Annotated in this window: 14 protein-coding genes; 7 read left to right on the top strand and 7 right to left on the bottom strand. The window is 44.5% G+C overall.

Annotation, left to right across the window (positions count from 1 at the left end):
• Positions 1 to 77: 77 nt before the first annotated feature.
• Both kdsA and accD read right to left on the bottom strand, forming a co-directional pair.
• Positions 78 to 854, bottom strand: a complete 777-nt coding sequence (kdsA, locus tag IEV61_RS13765) for a 3-deoxy-8-phosphooctulonate synthase (RefSeq protein ID WP_188417600.1) — start codon at positions 852 to 854, stop codon at positions 78 to 80.
• 235 nt (positions 855 to 1,089) lie between these two features.
• A complete protein-coding gene (accD, locus tag IEV61_RS13760; protein ID WP_188417686.1) occupies positions 1,090 to 1,935 on the bottom strand; it encodes an acetyl-CoA carboxylase, carboxyltransferase subunit beta in 846 nt (281 codons plus the stop codon).
• A 189-nt stretch (positions 1,936 to 2,124) separates the two neighbouring features.
• Between accD and fbaA the strand changes: the two genes are divergently transcribed.
• The 3 genes from fbaA to IEV61_RS13745 all read left to right on the top strand — a co-directional run bounded on the left by fbaA (position 2,125) and on the right by IEV61_RS13745 (position 4,182).
• Positions 2,125 to 3,204: a class II fructose-bisphosphate aldolase gene (gene fbaA, locus IEV61_RS13755; protein WP_188417598.1), complete on the top strand. Its 1,080-nt coding sequence runs from the start codon at positions 2,125 to 2,127 to the stop codon at positions 3,202 to 3,204.
• Between the two features lie 83 nt (positions 3,205 to 3,287).
• On the top strand, positions 3,288 to 3,797 hold the full coding sequence (locus tag IEV61_RS13750) for a low affinity iron permease family protein (RefSeq protein WP_188417596.1): 510 nt from the start codon (positions 3,288 to 3,290) through the stop codon (positions 3,795 to 3,797).
• Positions 3,754 to 4,182: a GNAT family N-acetyltransferase gene (locus IEV61_RS13745; RefSeq protein ID WP_188417594.1), complete on the top strand. Its 429-nt coding sequence runs from the start codon at positions 3,754 to 3,756 to the stop codon at positions 4,180 to 4,182. Before IEV61_RS13750 ends, IEV61_RS13745 begins: the two co-directional genes overlap by 44 nt.
• A gap of 77 nt (positions 4,183 to 4,259) precedes the next feature.
• Here IEV61_RS13745 and IEV61_RS13740 read toward each other — a convergent pair whose 3' ends face one another.
• From IEV61_RS13740 to IEV61_RS13725, 4 genes are all read right to left on the bottom strand, one after another.
• On the bottom strand, positions 4,260 to 4,667 hold the full coding sequence (locus IEV61_RS13740) for an OsmC family protein (protein WP_188417593.1): 408 nt from the start codon (positions 4,665 to 4,667) through the stop codon (positions 4,260 to 4,262).
• A gap of 87 nt (positions 4,668 to 4,754) precedes the next feature.
• Complete coding sequence (locus tag IEV61_RS13735) at positions 4,755 to 5,786, bottom strand: PorP/SprF family type IX secretion system membrane protein (protein WP_229747140.1); 1,032 nt, start codon at positions 5,784 to 5,786, stop codon at positions 4,755 to 4,757.
• Between the two features lie 5 nt (positions 5,787 to 5,791).
• Positions 5,792 to 11,347 carry a PKD domain-containing protein gene (locus IEV61_RS13730; protein ID WP_188417591.1) on the bottom strand — a complete coding sequence of 1,852 codons (5,556 nt, stop codon included), beginning with the start codon at positions 11,345 to 11,347 and terminating at the stop codon, positions 5,792 to 5,794.
• A 187-nt stretch (positions 11,348 to 11,534) separates the two neighbouring features.
• Positions 11,535 to 12,773, bottom strand: coding sequence for a spore maturation protein (locus tag IEV61_RS13725; RefSeq protein WP_188417589.1), 1,239 nt, complete (start codon positions 12,771 to 12,773; stop codon positions 11,535 to 11,537).
• Positions 12,774 to 12,945: 172 nt separating this feature from the next.
• Here IEV61_RS13725 and IEV61_RS13720 point away from each other — a divergent pair, with 172 nt between their 5' ends.
• The 4 genes from IEV61_RS13720 to IEV61_RS13705 all read left to right on the top strand — a co-directional run bounded on the left by IEV61_RS13720 (position 12,946) and on the right by IEV61_RS13705 (position 17,071).
• Positions 12,946 to 13,383, top strand: coding sequence for an OsmC family protein (locus tag IEV61_RS13720; protein WP_188417587.1), 438 nt, complete (start codon positions 12,946 to 12,948; stop codon positions 13,381 to 13,383).
• Between the two features lie 11 nt (positions 13,384 to 13,394).
• Positions 13,395 to 14,579, top strand: coding sequence for a trans-sulfuration enzyme family protein (locus tag IEV61_RS13715; protein ID WP_188417585.1), 1,185 nt, complete (start codon positions 13,395 to 13,397; stop codon positions 14,577 to 14,579).
• A gap of 11 nt (positions 14,580 to 14,590) precedes the next feature.
• The gene (locus IEV61_RS13710) at positions 14,591 to 15,433 is read left to right on the top strand and encodes a maleylpyruvate isomerase family mycothiol-dependent enzyme (RefSeq protein WP_188417582.1); all 843 of its coding nucleotides are present in this window, start codon (positions 14,591 to 14,593) and stop codon (positions 15,431 to 15,433) included.
• A gap of 282 nt (positions 15,434 to 15,715) precedes the next feature.
• Positions 15,716 to 17,071 carry an OmpA family protein gene (locus IEV61_RS13705; protein WP_188417580.1) on the top strand — a complete coding sequence of 452 codons (1,356 nt, stop codon included), beginning with the start codon at positions 15,716 to 15,718 and terminating at the stop codon, positions 17,069 to 17,071.
• Positions 17,072 to 17,149: 78 nt separating this feature from the next.
• On the opposite strand, the gene IEV61_RS13700 is transcribed toward IEV61_RS13705, so the two are convergent.
• Positions 17,150 to 17,533: an SRPBCC domain-containing protein gene (locus tag IEV61_RS13700; protein WP_188417578.1), complete on the bottom strand. Its 384-nt coding sequence runs from the start codon at positions 17,531 to 17,533 to the stop codon at positions 17,150 to 17,152.
• Positions 17,534 to 17,536 lie beyond the last annotated feature (3 nt).

Raw genomic sequence — 17,536 nt, 5'->3', positions numbered from 1 at the left:
TCCTGTTCGATTAGGCTAAGTATACTGTCTACCGGCCTCAGGCAACTGATAACAGACAACCGACAACAGCATACTCACTACAATAGCGATTGAATTACTTTATCCAGATCCTGTAATTTCACCATGTTAGGGCCGTCGCTTAGGGCGTTGTCGGGGTCGGGGTGAATTTCCATGAAGTAACCATCGGCGCCAAATGCTTTGGCGGCTAAAGCCATCATGGGTACGAAGGTGCGGTCGCCACCGGTTTTGCCGCCTGCACCGCCCGGGCGTTGTACCGAGTGGGTGCAATCCATACAAACGGGGTGGCCAAATTGCTTCATATCATAAATATTGCGAAAATCTACCGCCAGGTTATTGTAGCCATACATGTTGCCACGTTCGGTTAGTATGACTTGGTTGTTGCCGGCTTCAATTACCTTTTGGGCTGGGTAAAACATATCCTGACCGGAAAGGAACTGTGCTTTTTTTACATTTACAATTTTACTCGTTTGTGCAGCAGCAACCAACAGATCAGTTTGGCGGCACAAGAATGCAGGGATCTGTAATATATCAACTACCTCGCCGACTATGGCGGCCTGGTAGCTCTCGTGTATATCGGTAGTTAACGGCAGGTCAAAACGCTCTTTTACTTTTTGCAGCATTTCCAGGCCTTTTTCCAAACCGGGGCCACGATATGAACTTACCGATGTACGGTTAGCCTTATCGAACGATGATTTAAAAACCACCGGTATATTATACTGCTGCCCGACACGAGCTACCTGCTCGGCAACTTGGTAAAGCAGTTCCTGGCTTTCCATAACGCAGGGCCCTAATATGAAAAATGGCTTTTGTTGTATCTGTTCAAAAAGTGTCATTGACGAAGGATTATGAGCAGGCAAAGGTAGGATTTTTTTGGATTGGCGGTTGGTGATGTTTTAGAGCGAACCGGCTACGGTGTTAAAGCAGGAAAGCCCCGGTTATGGGGCTTTCCTGCTTTGCTAAAAAATCGTCATTGCGAGGTACGAAGCAATCTCTGCGTAGAAAAGTTGCTTGTATACCTATCACGCAGTGATTGCTTCGTACCTCGCAATGGCGACAGTTGATTTTATTTTAATGAACCATCATCTTTAAAAACGAGGCTAATTTCTCTTTCATCTCGCGACGGTCAACAATAAAGTCAAGGAAGCCGTGCTCTTGTAAAAATTCGGCAGTTTGAAAGCCTTTAGGTAAGTCTTTCTTAATAGTTTCTTTAATAACCCGCGGACCAGCAAAGCCTATAAGTGCACCTGGTTCGGCAATATTAATATCGCCCAGCATGGCGTAAGATGCCGTAACACCACCCGTGGTAGGATCGGTTAGTAAGGATATATAAGGTACTTTTGCCTGTGCCAGCAGAGCCAGTTTAGCCGATGTTTTGGCCATTTGCATTAATGAAAACGCAGCCTCCATCATACGGGCACCACCCGATTTGGAGATCATGAGGAACGGTACTTTGTTAGCGATGCTATAATCAATAGAACGGGCAATTTTTTCGCCCACTACCGATCCCATCGATCCGCCGATAAAGCTAAAATCCATACAGGCTACCATCAAAGGCTGGCCGTCTACTAAACCATGTGCTGCGCGTATGGCATCATTAAGGCCAGTTTTGGCAATGGTGTCTTTTAAACGGTCTTTATATTTTTTGGTATCTTCAAATTCAAGCGGATCGCCAGAACGCAGGTTGGCAAATAGTTCGGTAAATTCATTGTTGTCAAACAATACCGAAAAGTATTCTTTTGAACCTATACGCAAATGAAAGCCGCAGTAATGGCAAACGTACTGGTTTTCAACTTGCTCGGTGTAGTGTAGCGGTCTTTTACAATTAGGGCACTTATTCCAGACGCCATCCGGGGCCTCTTTTTTATCTTCGGTAGAAGTAGTAATTCCTTTAGATTCTCTCTTAAACCACGCCATTGCTATATCTTTCATTGATCAAAATCAGACTGCAAATAAACGAAAATATTCTTACTTAATTGTTGGCCCTTTTGTATTCGAAGCATACCAGTTAGTGTAAAAATTACACACTTCTTGGTAAAATATATAGAATACATTGTCTTCAAATACATAAAATTTATACATTCGTACAATAAACTAATCTCGCATATGGATTTAAAAAGTTATAAAGGCGTTTTGCACGGCGATCAGGTGCAGGAAATGTTCGAAGCTGCTAAGAAGCACCAGTTTGCTTTACCTGCAGTGAACGTAATTGGCACCAACTCAATTAATGCGGTAATGGAAACAGCCAAGGCGGTTAATTCGCCCGTTATTATCCAACTGTCTAACGGTGGTGCGCAATTTTACGCCGGTAGATCATTAGATAATTCGCAATTGCAAGCCTGCATTTTGGGTGGTGTATCGGCTGCCAAGCACGTGCATTTGTTAGCCGAGCACTACGGTGTTGCGGTTATTTTACATACCGACCATGCTGCCAAAAAACTGTTACCTTGGATCGACGGCCTGTTAGATCATGGTGAGAAATTTTTTGCTGAAACTGGCAAGCCTTTATTCTCTTCGCACATGCTCGATCTTTCTGAAGAGCCTATCGAAGAAAATATCGAAATATCGGCTAAGTACTTAGAGCGTATGGCCAAAATGGGCATGACCATTGAAATTGAGTTAGGTGTTACCGGTGGCGAAGAAGACGGCGTTGATAACAGCGATGTTGACAGCTCACGCTTATACACCCAGCCCGAAGAAGTTGCTTATGCTTACGAGCATCTGTCGGCAGTTAGTCCGCGTTTTACCGTAGCTGCGGCTTTTGGTAACGTGCATGGTGTTTATAAACCGGGCAACGTAAAATTACAACCGGTTATTTTACACAACTCACAAGAGCATTTAAAGCAAAAACACAATATTACCGAAGAGAAACCGATAAATTTCGTATTCCATGGTGGTTCGGGTTCAAGTCAGGAAGAAATTCGTGAGGCTATTTCTTACGGTGCCATTAAAATGAATATTGATACCGATATGCAATGGGCATTTTGGGAAGGTATTAAAGATTTCTATAAATCTAAAGAAGGTTACCTGCAAGCGCAGATCGGAAGCCCTGAGGGCGAAGATTCTCCGAACAAAAAATACTATGATCCGCGTGTTTGGTTACGTAAAGGCGAAGAAACCTTTGTTAAGCGTTTAACCCAGGCATTTGCCGATTTGAACTGTTTGGATGTGAACAGTAAGTTATAATAGTTATATAAATTATTTGTTACAAGCGTTAGTACCTAAAAGGCACTAACGCTTTTTTTGATGTTTAATTACCAAAGCTGATCATGTCGAAGAAACAAACAGGATTAATGGAAAGATTTGCGAATTGGGCAACCGCCGCCACCGGAAGCTCAGGTGCATTTTTATTGGCTGCAGGCGTAGTGGTACTTTGGGCTATGTGCGGCCCGGTGTTTAAGTATTCTGAAACCTGGCAATTGGTAATTAACACCAGTACCACCATTATTACGTTTTTAATGGTATTCTTAATTCAAAAGGCGCAAAATAAAGACTCAAAAGCGGTACATCTGAAATTGAATGAACTTGTTGCTGCCATGGAAGGTGCCAGCAACCGCATGGTTAACATTGAAGATCTAAGCGAACATGAACTGGAGCAAATTCATAAATACTATGTTAAATTATCGCAGTTAGCTAAGAGTGAGGATAATTTAGGCTGCACCCATACTATTGATGCCGCAAACTTCAACCATCAGCATAAATCACAACGGACAAAAACCAATACAGACAAAATTAATGAATCAAAAAATAAACGTGCAGAAAGTAACGGAGCAAACTGACCTGGATAAGGTATTTGCCATACGCCGCGAGGTTTTTGTAGGCGAACAAAACTGTCCGCCCGAACTGGAATGGGAGTTTGAAGACGAGTCGACCCATTTTTTAGCTACCGTTGACGGCTTACCTGCCGGGGCATCGCGCTGGCGTAAAACCGATAAGGGCTACAAGTTGGAGCGCTTTGCCGTGCAAAAAGATTTCAGAGGAAAAGGAGTGGGGCAGGCACTTGTACAAGCTGTTTTAGCCGATTTGCCTGCCGATGCAAACTATGTATATCTGCACGCCCAGATACAGGCTGTAAGCTTATATGAAAAGTTCAATTTCGAGAAAACAGGCCCTGAATTTGAGGAAGCCGGCATCAGGCATTACAAAATGCTACTGAAGCGTTAAGGCTTTGAAAATTAATAAATAGAAAGGTGCGGGGATTTAGTTCTGCGCACCTTTCTTATTTTAAGAGATGTCTTTAATCAGGCAATGGCAGTTTCCATGGTGATGTTACCTGCTAACACTTTATGTATAGGGCAGGAGTTGGCTATGGTTAACAGGCGGCTAATTTGTTCGGTAGTTAAATCGCCTTTAAAATCTAATTTGCTTTGAATAAGGTGGCCGCCATCTACGGCAAAGGCTTCCAGTTCAACACTAATCTCATCTACCACCCACATTTTACGGTCTATGTACATACGCAGGGTGATGACGGTGCAACTGCCCAGACTACTTAGTAGCAGACCGAAAGGGTTCATGCCGGTATCGCCGCCGCCAATTTCAGACGGTTCATCTATAATAATTGAGTGCTGGCCGCTGCCAGCAATGGTTTGATATTTTGCCCGGGCAATGCGGGCATTGGCCTGTGCTATTGAAGTAGTTTCAGTATCCATCTTATAAAGTATGGATTTAACGGGATACTTTGCAATTAGTTTCAGCAAGATGCAAAGTAAGAAGCAGTATCAATGACAGTGCAACCCTTAATAAAAGTCATAACAACGGCGTGCACCCTGAAACTTAGGCGAACTATTGCGCGATGGTAAGGTGGTTTCATATCCTAAACTGCCCTCTGTAGTACCGCTGGTGTTACTGTAATTAAGTTTGGATGATGGTGCATCGTGGCTTAAACCGAACCTCAACTTCTCGCCACCGTCGCGGTTAATAAACAGGTCGAAAATGAAAGATACCACGAAAGCACTCGGACCGCTTTGACCACCGCTGCGGTACCATAATCCCGCATTTACTGCACGGCGCTTGTATTGCATACCTGCACTAACCGATGTAGATGCCCCTTGTTTGTACATAACTACCGATGGTATAACATACGATTTCTCATCCTCGGTGTAATTATCATAAGGGTTTAAATCCCAGCGGTAGCTTAAATGGCCTGTAGCGCGCATGGGCAGTTTGGCCGTTGCCCCGGTAAACGATTGGTCGGGGCGGTTAATGTGTTGCAAGGCACCACCCCCCATAAAGTTACCCACAACTAAGTTTACGCCGGCACCGGCATCAAAATAGAATTTATTATTGAGGTCACCTAAATCGGCAGCCGAAGTGGTGCCGGGGATGTAGCCTAAGCGTGGGTCTATCTGGTCGCCGAAAACGAGTTTACTGCGGTCAATAGTACGGTTACCAATACCGGCCTGCAAACCAAATGACAATACAAAGTCATCGGATCCTACACTGTAAGAATATATACCGGCCAGGTTGTTGCGCAAGTAGTAGGCGGTACCCTCGTTAGCACGGGTAAACATTAAACCCACACCGCCACCAAACTTAGGGATGTTATAATCAACAGAGGCCGTCATGTAAGTGAGTGCGCCTGGTAGCGACGACCATTGATTGCGGTAGATCATATTCACCCGCACATCGCCTTCAAATTGGCCATTCAGTGCCGGGTTAAGGTAGACCGGCGAATTGAAAAATTGGGAATACTGGTGGTCTTGTGCTACAACATTCATCGCCAACACCATCATCACCGCACTTAGTACATAGTATCTAATCTTATTCATTTATATTATCTTATGACGTGTATTACTCCGGTACGCTTAGGCGCCGAGCCGTTGTACGACATCCCTTTCCACTCGTTACCATTGATAAAGCTGGCTTCTACCTGCCATATGTATACACCCTGCGGCACCGGTGTCCCTTTGAAAGTGCCATCCCAGCCGTCTAAAGGTTCACCTCGTGAGTCAAGCTTAGTGGTTTCCCAAACCAGCTGACCGTAGTTGTTAAATATCCGCATGTGCCACTCGCGCAAACCCGAACCTTTGGCCATGAAAGTCCGCAGTTCGAGGTTGGTGCTGGCAGGGGTAAAGGCGTTAGGCAGGTACAATTGTCCGGGTGTTCCGGTTATACGTACATAGCGTACTTTAGTTGAACCGCAAAACTGATTTGTGGCCATTAATGTGACTTTATATAAACCTGTGTCGGCATAGGTATGAGTAGGGTTTTGCTGGGTCGATCCGCTGCCATCACCAAAGGTCCAACGCCAGCTGCGCGGCCCGTTGGTACTTTGATCTTCGAACGAGAAAGAGTAGTTAGGAAAAGTGATCACACTATCGGGCTTCACCCTAAAATTAGCGATAGCAGGTGAATTTACCGTAATAGTACGCGTGGTAGTTTCAGAACAGCCCGTAGCCCTGCTGGTCACCGTTAAACTCACTGTATACGGTGAACCCAAATAACTAAAGGTATGCGCGGGCGGCGTACGCTGATCTGATGTGTTGGGGTTAGCCGATGTTGAGCTGGCATCGCCAAAGTTCCAGCTGTATAAATAATCGCTTGCTTGCGAACCCGGATCAATAGGCGTGGTATTGGTAAAGTTCACGGTAAGCATATTACATCCGGTCGAATTATCGGGAGCAAATACAGGTGCCGGTTTAGGTTTTACCGTAATGGTTAATGAGTCTATGGCTTCGCCGCAAGTATTAATGGCATGTAATTTTACTTTGTAGACTCCTGGGTTTGCATATACATGCGGTAAAGGACTGTTGCTATTGGTTGGCAGCGAAGTACCATCGCCCCACTCATATAAATATGAGCTTGCACCCTGGCTTTGGTTTAATACGGTTACCGAGAAGGGAGCACATCCAACTCTGTCACCCGGAGGGTTTGAAGTGGCTATGCCTGCACTTACCGTACGTGCGGTTACTTGAATGCTCCGTACCGTGCTTTTGCCGCTTGTGTTGCAACCGGTGTTAATAGCTTCAAGGTAAACACTGTAATTACCTTCATCGGTTATTATGATGCTTTGCTGCGTTTTGCTGGTAACGGTACGCACAACCACATCATTACCGGCTGCATCTACCAAATGATACAGGTAGCGGTCATTATTACCTGGAGTTATATTATCTATGACCAATGTAAATGGCGCACAGCCTGAGGTAGAGCGTGGTGCAAAACGTGGTACAGGTTTGGTGGGCTTAACGGTAATGTTCATCACCATGCTATCAATACTACAGGTAGTTTGGGCAATCAGTGATACTTTATAAACTTTATCAGTACCGTCGGCATCATCAGCAGCAAAAGTTACAGCAGGTGGTTGCACTTCGTTAGAGAACTGGCCGTTACCAAAGTTCCAGGTATAAGTACCGCTACTTAGTGGAGTTGATGTATTGGCGAAGGGAATAGTTGATGTGCCGCAATACTGCGTTGCATTGGGTGTAAATGCAGCTTTAACCTGTTTTGTGGTGGTGAAAATATGAGGAAATACTTTCGACTCGCAGCCGAATTGACTAGTTGCCATCAGCTTGATCTCTACCGACTCACCATCAACCGAAATGGTGTAACCTGGGAATGTTATGCCCGTACCTATAATCTGGTTATTTGCATACCAGGTGTAACTACTATTACGATCTGGATACGGCACTGCCTTTACATTTTGTGGCGTTATTACAAAGGGAATGCAGCCTGCATCTGCCGTCCAGGTATATTCGGCTTTGGCATTAGGATTAACTTTAACTACAACAACGTTACTGGTACTGCTTTGTACGCCATTACATAATGCTGAACTTACCACACGGCGATATTGAATATCGGCAATTAACACCGGCGTAGTATAGTTCATTTGTGTAGCACCGTTAATATTGCTCCAGGTGTTACCACCATCGCTGCTGCTCTGCCACTGGTAGATAAAATTGCCATCGGCACCGGCCGGATTACTTCCTGTTATTTGCCCGGCCGATTTGTTAACGCAAACACTAAAAGGCCCGGCATCAATCGTATTACTTGAGATAGCCGGTTGCACAATGGCCCTTACCGCGTTGCTCTTATCATCGGTACATGCACCCGAATTTACCGAACGCCTGAAGTAAGTGCTTTCGGCAATCACAATGTTAAGGTCTTTTTCTGTTTGGTTAGAAAGGGTAGTCCATGTAGTACCGTTTAAACTGCTTTCCCAAACATAAGTATAGGCACCACTGCCACCGGTTGGCGTGCTGCCGTTTATTGTTACGTTTTGACCCGCACAGGTGGTAGGATTAGGTAACGTAGTTACGTTATTTGCAATAGGCGGGTTATTGGTCACCTTCACCTCGTCAAACTGGGCAGTACATTGCGCTGCTCCGGTAATGGTCCACCTGAAGGTGTATACTTGGCCGGGCTGTAACCCGTTTACAGTGGTGGTAAATTGATTTGCGTTAGCGAAAGTAACACCGGTTTGACCCGAAGTAACTGTCCAGGTGCCGTTGAAATTTGTGCCGGGGTCATTACCTTGCAGCTGGAAACTTGATTGGCTGCACAGCACGGCATCGGTACCCGCGTTAGCTGCCGGAACGGCTGGTTGTACCGTAATAGTAATGGTTTGCGGTGCGCCTTCACAGGCATCGGCCGAACTGGCGTTTACGGGCGTTACTGTATAAGTAACCGTAGCAGCTGTATTGGTATTGTTGGTAAGTATCTGGTTTATACCTGTTGCGGCAATAGGTGTGGTTTGTTCAGTAGCACCGGTTACCCCGCCGGTAACATCAACCGTCCAGGTGTATCGTGTACCCGCAACAGTAGAGCTTAATTGTATGCCGCTAGCTAAGCCGCTGCAGATGGTATTACCAGCAGGGCCAGTTAGCGTTATTTGTGGCTTTGGTGCTACAGTAACCGTAAAGTTGAACGGGGTGCCATCGCAATCATTAGCCCTTGGCGTAATTCGGTAGGTAACGGTGCCATTGATGGTAGGCGATGAATTGGTCAGCACATCCAGGATATCGCCTGTACCTGATTGGCTAAAGCCGCTAACCGTTGATGAGTTCACCGTTACTAACCAGCTGAATGTGCTTCCTGCTACTGTAGAAGCAGGCGAATAATTAACCGAAGTGCCTGTACATATAGTTTTTGCAGATGTGCTGGTTAATGTGTTTGTTGGATTAATGGTGATCTGTACCTGGTCGGCTATGGTAGCACAATCGCCGGGTAGGGAAGTGGTGATCGATAGGGTGAGCACTACGTTACCTGCAGTTCTGTCGGCCGCGCTTGGCGTGTAAACAGGTTTTTGTGCGTTGCGATCACTAAAGGTACCCGTGCCGCTGGTACTCCAGGTAAGTGTGTTGTAGTTGCCTACTACTTGCCCATCGAGCTGAGCTGTGGTACCGGGACAAATAACTTGATCGGGCCCGGCCAATACCGTCGGAGCTTCTTTAAATGTAATTCGTTGCGTATTTGAGGTTACGGTGCCACAGTTGTTGGTGTGTGTAACGGTTACCTCATAAGTGCCAAATGCAGGAAAGGTAATTTGCGGGTACTGGCTGTTAGCCGTTGTGCCGTTAGCGAAAATGGCTGCTGCAATGCCTCCCTGACCGTTAATCGTCCACTGGTAGGTGTTGGCTTGCGGGGTTACCGTACCAGTTAATATGGTGCGTGTCAGGCTTCCAGTGGTTGCGTCGAAAGTCAAGGTTTGACCTCTGCCACACAACGAAAAGTCGGCCGATAACGTGGCCATCGGTGTGCCGGTTACTACTATCTGTTTGGTGGTGCTTTTAAAGCTTCCGCACGATGTATTGCTGATTTCTAAGTAAACCGAATAATTGCCGGGTGTGTTAAATAAAAATTGAGGTGCTTTGCTGGCGGCATTGGTGCTATTAGCATAAGTAAAACCAGTGGCTGGTGTAACTGTCCATTTATAAGTGTAGTTATCGCTGCAGATATTATCAAGCACAGATTGATCGGCCGGGGTTATCGTACCAGAACCTATACAAGCCGTAGCAGGAAGGGTAAATTCAGGTTTAGGTGCTTCTTGTACACATACGTCCAAGTTAAATCTGGGAGCAATACACTCACTCTGGCTGTTCTCCATTTCTATACTAACTGTATGAGGGCCGCGGGTAGTAAAGGTCCATGGAAACCTATCAGTAAGCTTTTTTCCAATGGCTTTTAATTCACCATCTACATACCAGGAATAAGTTGCATCGTTAAATTTACAACCTGCGTTATTACCCGGAGTAGCCGATTGACCGGGATCGGAGGAGTTGATGAATATAGCTTCGGTATTTAAACATATTTTGGTAGGGCCGGTAATACCGTTTCTTGGGGGAAGTAGTACCGCCTGGTTTGTAGAGAAAGATACGGCATTGTCTGGGGATGATGGAGGGCAATAAGGGTTAACCAAACTAAATCTCACCAAAAATTGATTGGTGATATTACCTTGCGCATTTTTTGCACCACACGATGATTTTAAGAAGGTATGCACTAATATACCACCCGCTGCCTTAATTTGGGCAAACGTATAATTCTGGCTGGTTCCATCGCCCCATGTAGCGGTGTATACAGTACCAGGGTAGTTGGCTTCTATACTACGTGCAGTGGTAATGTCAACATTAAAATTAACCTCTGCCTGTCCGTTTTGTAAACACCTGGCACCCGAATTTTCTGATCCGAAATTGATTAAAACTTTATTGTTAAGAAGCAAATACGACTTGGTTCCAACAGTACCATTACTGTTTACCGCTTTAACCAATACCGTATAGCTTGCTGCGGGCAAGGCGGGTGTTTGCCCCAACGGAGCTACATTAATAGTACCGCCTACGCTTTGGCGGGTCATGTCGTTATACAAGGTAGCAGTAACCGTATGGTTGCTGCTTAAGGTACTGCTTAGGCTATAACGGTTACCGTTTTCGCCGGCACAAGAACCAAATACCTCATTAGATGCTGATGAAGTGGTTGGCGATGCTGCAACTGCCTTAACGCCAGGATCGGTGGTAACCGTAAATGGATTAGATGGTGCACTTACAATAGCAGGTGCCGTTGATTGAACACGTACGCGGTAACCCGTGCCTGCTGCCAAAGTATTAGGTAACACTCCATTTACAAATCCAGTATAAAAGCCTGAGAAGGAACCAATCAATGTTTGCGATGCGAAATTTCCGTTCGCATCTGATAGATATAGATCATACCTGTTTGTCAGGCCCATGCGGCCACCCGATTCATCAACAGTAATTTCGGCCGAGATGCTCGAACCCAGCCCGTAAGGCCCCGGATCAACGTTGCGTATGGTAACAGTTTGAGCGAAAGCCTGGATACCACCCAGCAAACAACACCAAAATAATAAGCCTCTGACAAATAATCGGGTAAAAGTTTTAACCATTTAGACTGATATCGTATAAAAAAGTATGTGCAATAACACCTATATGCCCTTTTACGATGAGCAACTCTAAATGTTCTAATTAAATAATTAATTTAAAACTTAAGTTAGGCTATTTATGATGAAAGTGTTTTTCTTTAAAAATATGCGTAAACTTACTAATAATAAGAGGGTTAATAGGTGTTATTTACTATCCAAAGAATAAGTAAGCTACAAATATAGCGGCAATAACCCCGGCTAAATCGGCCAGCAATCCCATGGGTATGGCATAGCGTGATTTTTTGATGCCAACCGAACCGAAGTACAAGGCTACGATGTAGAAAGTAGTATCAGCCGAGCCATTGAAAATACAAGCCAGTCGGCCCACAAAGCTGTCGGGCTTAAAGGTGGTCATGGTGTCCAGCATCATGGCTTTAGCACCCGAACCGCTCAGTGGTTTCATGAAGGCTACCGGTAAGGCATCGGTAAAGCGGGTGTCAACGTGGAGGAAGGTAAATCCCCATTTAAACGCATCTACAATGTAGTTAAGCGCACCCGAACTGCGGAACACGCTGATCGCTGCCAGCATAGCCACCAGATAGGGTATGATACGCACTGACGTTTCAAAACCGCCTTTGGCACCCTCCACAAAAAGATCGAAAACATTCAGCTTTTTGTATAATCCTCCTAAAATGAAGGTAATAGGTATAGAAAACAGCAAAAGGTTGCTGGCTACTTTAGATACGGTGCTTATTTCTTCTTTAGACAGGTACACCGAAAAGTACCAAACCAGTAAACCAATAAAAGCCGTTAAGCCTCCCAGCCAGGCAATTATCACGCCGTCGAACAAATTAATACGTTGCTTTATAGCCACAGCCAGCATACCTACCATGGTAGCTACATAAGTAGCAATAATGCAGGGGATAAAAATATCGGTAGGATCTTTAGCATGTAAAATGGCACGCTGTGCAATAATACTTATGGGTAATAACGTTAGCCCCGAGGTATGCAGCACCAGGAACATGATTTGCGCGTTGGAGGCCGTTTCTTTGTTAGGATTAAGTTCCTGCAAGCTCCCCATGGCTTTTAGTCCCAGCGGAGTAGCGGCGTTATCGAGTCCCAGCAGGTTTGCCGAAAAGTTCATCATCATTTGGCCGGTAGCCGGGTGGTTTTTAGGCACCTCCGGAAATAAGCGGTTAAAGAACGGGCCTACAATGCGAGAGAGGAAATTGATAGCGCCGGCCTTTTCACCAATATTCATAATGCCTAACCAGAACGCCATGGTGCCAACCAGGGGTAGTGCAATGGTCATTACAGAAGTCTGCGTAGAATCAAACAAGCCGCTTACCAGCGTTTGAAAGGCGTCGACGTCGCCCAAAAAGATCAGCTTACCCAGGGTAATAAAAAATGCAATAACGAATAAGCCTATCCAGATATAATTGAGCGCCATGCGTGTGGTATGTATTTAGCTTTAAGCAGTATAGTTATGGTTGACAATAATGCAAAGACCCGATTATTCAACAAGAGTTAAGATAATGCTGCTAAAACTATCATTTTTATACTGCGTAAACAAAAGTTTCAACTCAAAATAATAATTTAGCTTTTTAATAATCCTAAAGCATATGCCCAATATTGAATTAATACGCGTAAGCGGCGATTACGGCTTCGAAGCCAATGACGAATACGGCCATACCGTTAAAATGGACAGCAGCCCCGAAAGCGGCGGACAAAACTACGGTGTACGCCCCATGCAAATGCTGCTGATGGGCTTAGGTGGTTGCTCGGCTATTGATGTGATCAGCATCCTGAAGAAACAACGTCAGGAGGTATTAGATTACCGCATGAAGATAAGCGGCGACCGCGAAGCAGGTGTGGAGCCCTCACTTTGGCAAAACATTACTATTGAGTTTCATTTAAAAGGAAACATTGATGAGGACAAAGCCAAGCGTGCTGCCGAGTTGTCTATCAATAAATATTGTTCGGTAGCTGCCACGCTTGAAAAGGCTGGTGCCGCTATCAACTGGCAGGTGATCATTCACCCGGCCGATTCATCATTATAATATACATTTCCATGTCTACAGATAATTTAGATCCGCTTAGTAAGGCTATCCGCATACGTTCGCCCAAAACGCTTCAGCAAGAGCATTCTACGCCATTGTACTTAACCAGCAGCTTCACCTTCGACGAAGCCGAAGCCATGCGTGCTGCTTTTGCAGATGAAACCGAGGCTAATATCTACAGCCGTTTCAGTAACCCTAATGTTGATGAGTTTATAGCCAAAATGTGCGCCCTGGAAAATGCAGAGGCAGGTTTTGCTACATCAACAGGTATGAGCGCTATCTTTTCGTCGATGTTTGCGTTGCTTAGCCAGGGCGATCACCTTTTGTGCTGTAGTTCGGTATTTGGTAGCACCTTTACGGTAGTTACAAAATATTTGCCTAAATATGGCATTACTTGTACGCTGGTACCGGCTAATGATAAAGAAGCCTGGGAAGCAGCCGTACAGCCCAATACCAAAATGGTATACCTGGAAACACCTACCAATCCGCAATTAGAGATTATTGATTTGGAGTGGGCCGGGCAATTCTCTAAAAAGCATAAGCTCATTTTAAATGTTGATAATTGCTTTGCCACACCTTTGTTGCAGCGCCCAACGGATTATGGTGCCGATTTAGTAGTGCATTCGGCTACGAAGTGGATAGACGGACAGGGCAGGGTAATGGGCGGCGTTATTGTTGGCCGTGCCGATTTGATTAAAGAGATCTATTTGTTTTGCCGAAATACCGGCCCTGCATTATCACCTTTTAATGCCTGGGTGCTAAGTAAAAGTTTAGAAACATTAGACGTACGCATGCAGCGCCATTGCGAAAATGCATTAAAGGTAGCCGAAACTTTGCAAAGCCATCCTAACGTAAGTTGGGTTAAATACCCTTTCTTACCTACACACCCGCAATATGAGATTGCTAAGAAGCAAATGACGCAGGGTGGTGGTGTATTATGTTTTGAAATCAAAGGCGGTTTAGAAGCCGGCCGGAAGTTCTTAGATAACTTAGAAATGCTGTCGGTAACGGCTAACCTGGGCGATTCGCGCAGCATAGCGTCGCACCCGGCAAGTACCACACACTCCAAACTGACAGATGAACAACGGGCCGCCGTGGGTATAACGCCCGGATTGATCCGTATTTCGACAGGTTTGGAAAAAGTGGATGATATTATTGCCGATATCAGTCAGGCGCTTGAAAAAAGTGTAGGGTAGTTAGTCTTGTTATGAACCAGGTTGCTCCAATACCTACATTACATTTATTTCAAAAGCTCGATCAGTTGTTGATCGAGCTTTTGAAATCCCTGTCGCCCGATGACTGGGATATGCCAACACTGTCCAAACAATGGACAGTAAAAGATATTGCCGCTCATTTACTTGATGGCAATTTGCGTATGCTATCAATTGCGCGCGATGATTACAAGGGCGATCCGCCGTTAAACGTTAATAGTTACCGCGAAATGGTAATGTATTTAAACGATTTGAATACGATATGGGTGTTGGCATACAAACGCATCAGTTCCAAAATTCTGATCGAGATGCTCGAGACTACGGGGCGCGAGTTTAATGCCTACCTGCATCAGCTTAATATGTTTGAGCCGGCTTTGTTTCCGGTAGCCTGGGCAGGCGAAACCGAGTCGCAAAACTGGTTTCATGTTGCGCGTGAGTATACCGAGAAATGGCATCATCAGCAGCAAATACGTGAAGCTATCGGGGTGCAGCATGTACTTATGACCACCGAGTTCTTTCATCCCTGCATAGATACTTTCTTACGTGCCCTTCCTCATGCTTACCGAGATTTAGATACGGTTGTCGGCGCTTTGGTTAAGGTAGAAATTACCGGTGACGGCGGCGGCGTGTGGTATATTGAAAAAACATTTTCTGGATGGCGTTTTGTAAAAAATATGGCCATGGCCGAGCCATCGGCTATGGTAACTATGCCCACAGGTGTGGCCTGGAAATTATTTACTAAAGCTATGACTGCTGAAGAGGCAGGAGAGGAGATACAAACTCAGGGCGATCCCAAACTTATAAATCCTGCGCTGACCATGATTTCGGTTATGGCTTAGTGCAATTGTCTGTTTAAACGAACATTATTTAAATGAGCCGGCATGTTACATGACGGCTTTTTTTATTTACTTAACGTTAAAGCTGGTTGTAGATAACGTTGAGCCTATACGTAGATTATGAACTACTTATCAATTCAAATCCTATCAAAAAGTTAAGTTCTGATTAAAAAAATTAAAACTACTATTTGTAACAAAAATATTACTGGCACTAATGTTGCCTATGTGGATGCGTAAGTAATTAGGACAATAGCGTCCCTACGTTTTACATCATATTTGAAGAACATGAAATTAAATTTAAAAAAAGCTGGCTTGTTACTCTCTGGAGTGGTAATAGGTAGCAAACTTTTTGCACAAACTCCTGCTGATACTACGATTAACACTACCAATTATGTAAAGCCATTTTCTGGTGGTGAAAACTTCCGCACTTGGTCTGTAGGTTTACACGCTGGTATGATGTCGCCTTACACTATCTTTAGAGGACATGAAGATTACAAAACACCAAACGAACGTTTAGGTTACGGTGGTTACATTAAAAAACAAATCTTACATTCATTTGGCTTACAAGCTAACTTCTTTAGAGGACATGTAGAGGGTACCACACCTGCATTTTCAAATGTAACTCCTTATGAGCGCTTTGAAACTAAAATCAAATATGCAGTAGATATCAGCGCTAACATTACCTTAGCCAACATCAACTGGAAGAACCACAAAAGCTTTATGCAGCCTTACCTTACCGTGGGTGGTGGTAGCATGAACTACAGCACCTCATTGTATGCAAACTCAGGTTCATCAACACCTAATGCACGTACAGATGATTTCCAACAGTTTTACATTCCATTGGGAGCAGGTTTAAAAGTGAACCTTGCACCTGGCGTTAACTTAGATTTAGGTTACCAGGTTAACTTTGTACAAAGCGACAACCTTGACGGACTTAACTTAGGCAGCAACAACGATAAATTTTCTTATGCTCACGCAGGTTTAGAGTTTGCTTTAGGAAAACGCAGCAAACCACAATTAGCTACGCACAACCCTGTAAACTCAATGCGTATTGAGTATATGACTGCCGAGCGTATGCTGCAAAATCAATTAGATCAGCAAAAAGCTGAGAACGATCGTTTACGTAACGATTTAAATACTACCAATTCAAACCTTGCCCGCTTAACAGCTGACAGCGATGGTGACGGTGTATTTGATATCAACGATAAATGTCCTAACACTCCGGCCGGTACTAAGGTTGATGGTTCTGGTTGTCCGTTAGCGGCTCCAGTAACTAAGGTTTATGTAACCGAAGAAGACAAACGCGTAGTTAAAGATGCCATTGCTAACCTGGAATTTGATTTAGGTAAAGCTACCATCCGCGAAAAATCTTTCGCCAGCTTAAACCGTGTTGCTGAGTTATTGGTGAACAAAAACTTTAGCCTGAAACTTGCAGGTCACACAGATAATACTGGTTCTGATGCTTTGAATCTGAAATTGTCTAAAGACAGAGCAGAATCAATTAAAGCATACTTAGTTGAAAGAGGTGCAAATGCATCACGTATCGAAGCAACTGGTTATGGCGAATCTCAACCTATCGCTACCAATGCTACCGCAGCAGGTCGTCAGCAAAATCGTCGTGTTGAATTTACTTTATACTAGTAGATCAGCCTATTAAAATAAAAAACCCCGGTCGAGATATTCGACCGGGGTTTTTTTATTATCGATAAAAAAATTTTCTTAAAATCCTTCAAAAAATTCGGCTATGCTGCCAAAGTACACATCGTTCCAGCCATCCACAATATCTGTGTAAGCTTCGTCAGGAATGTTACTGTGGCGCAACTCTACAGAGGTGCTGCCTTTATTATCGTGAAGCTTAATAGTAACTATTGATGGTTCTTCTTGCCCGTCAAAGTACCATTGCTGCACTACTTTTTTATTTTCTTCAAATTCAATGTTCTTCCCGGTAATACTACCTCCCCATAAGTCAAATTCAGTGCCCTGTGTGGTTGACATAACGGCAGGCTCACCCGTCCACAATTCTAAAGTTAGCGGGTTGGTAATGGCCGCATAGATCTCTTCGGGAGTAGCGCCAATAGTATAGTACTTTTTGTAATCTTTCACGCT

Source organism: Mucilaginibacter galii (assembly GCF_014635825.1).
Taxonomy (GTDB): Bacteria; Bacteroidota; Bacteroidia; order Sphingobacteriales; family Sphingobacteriaceae; genus Mucilaginibacter; species Mucilaginibacter galii.
The sequence above is the reverse complement of the archived record's forward strand: the minus strand, read 5'-3'. Positions and strand labels throughout refer to the sequence as shown.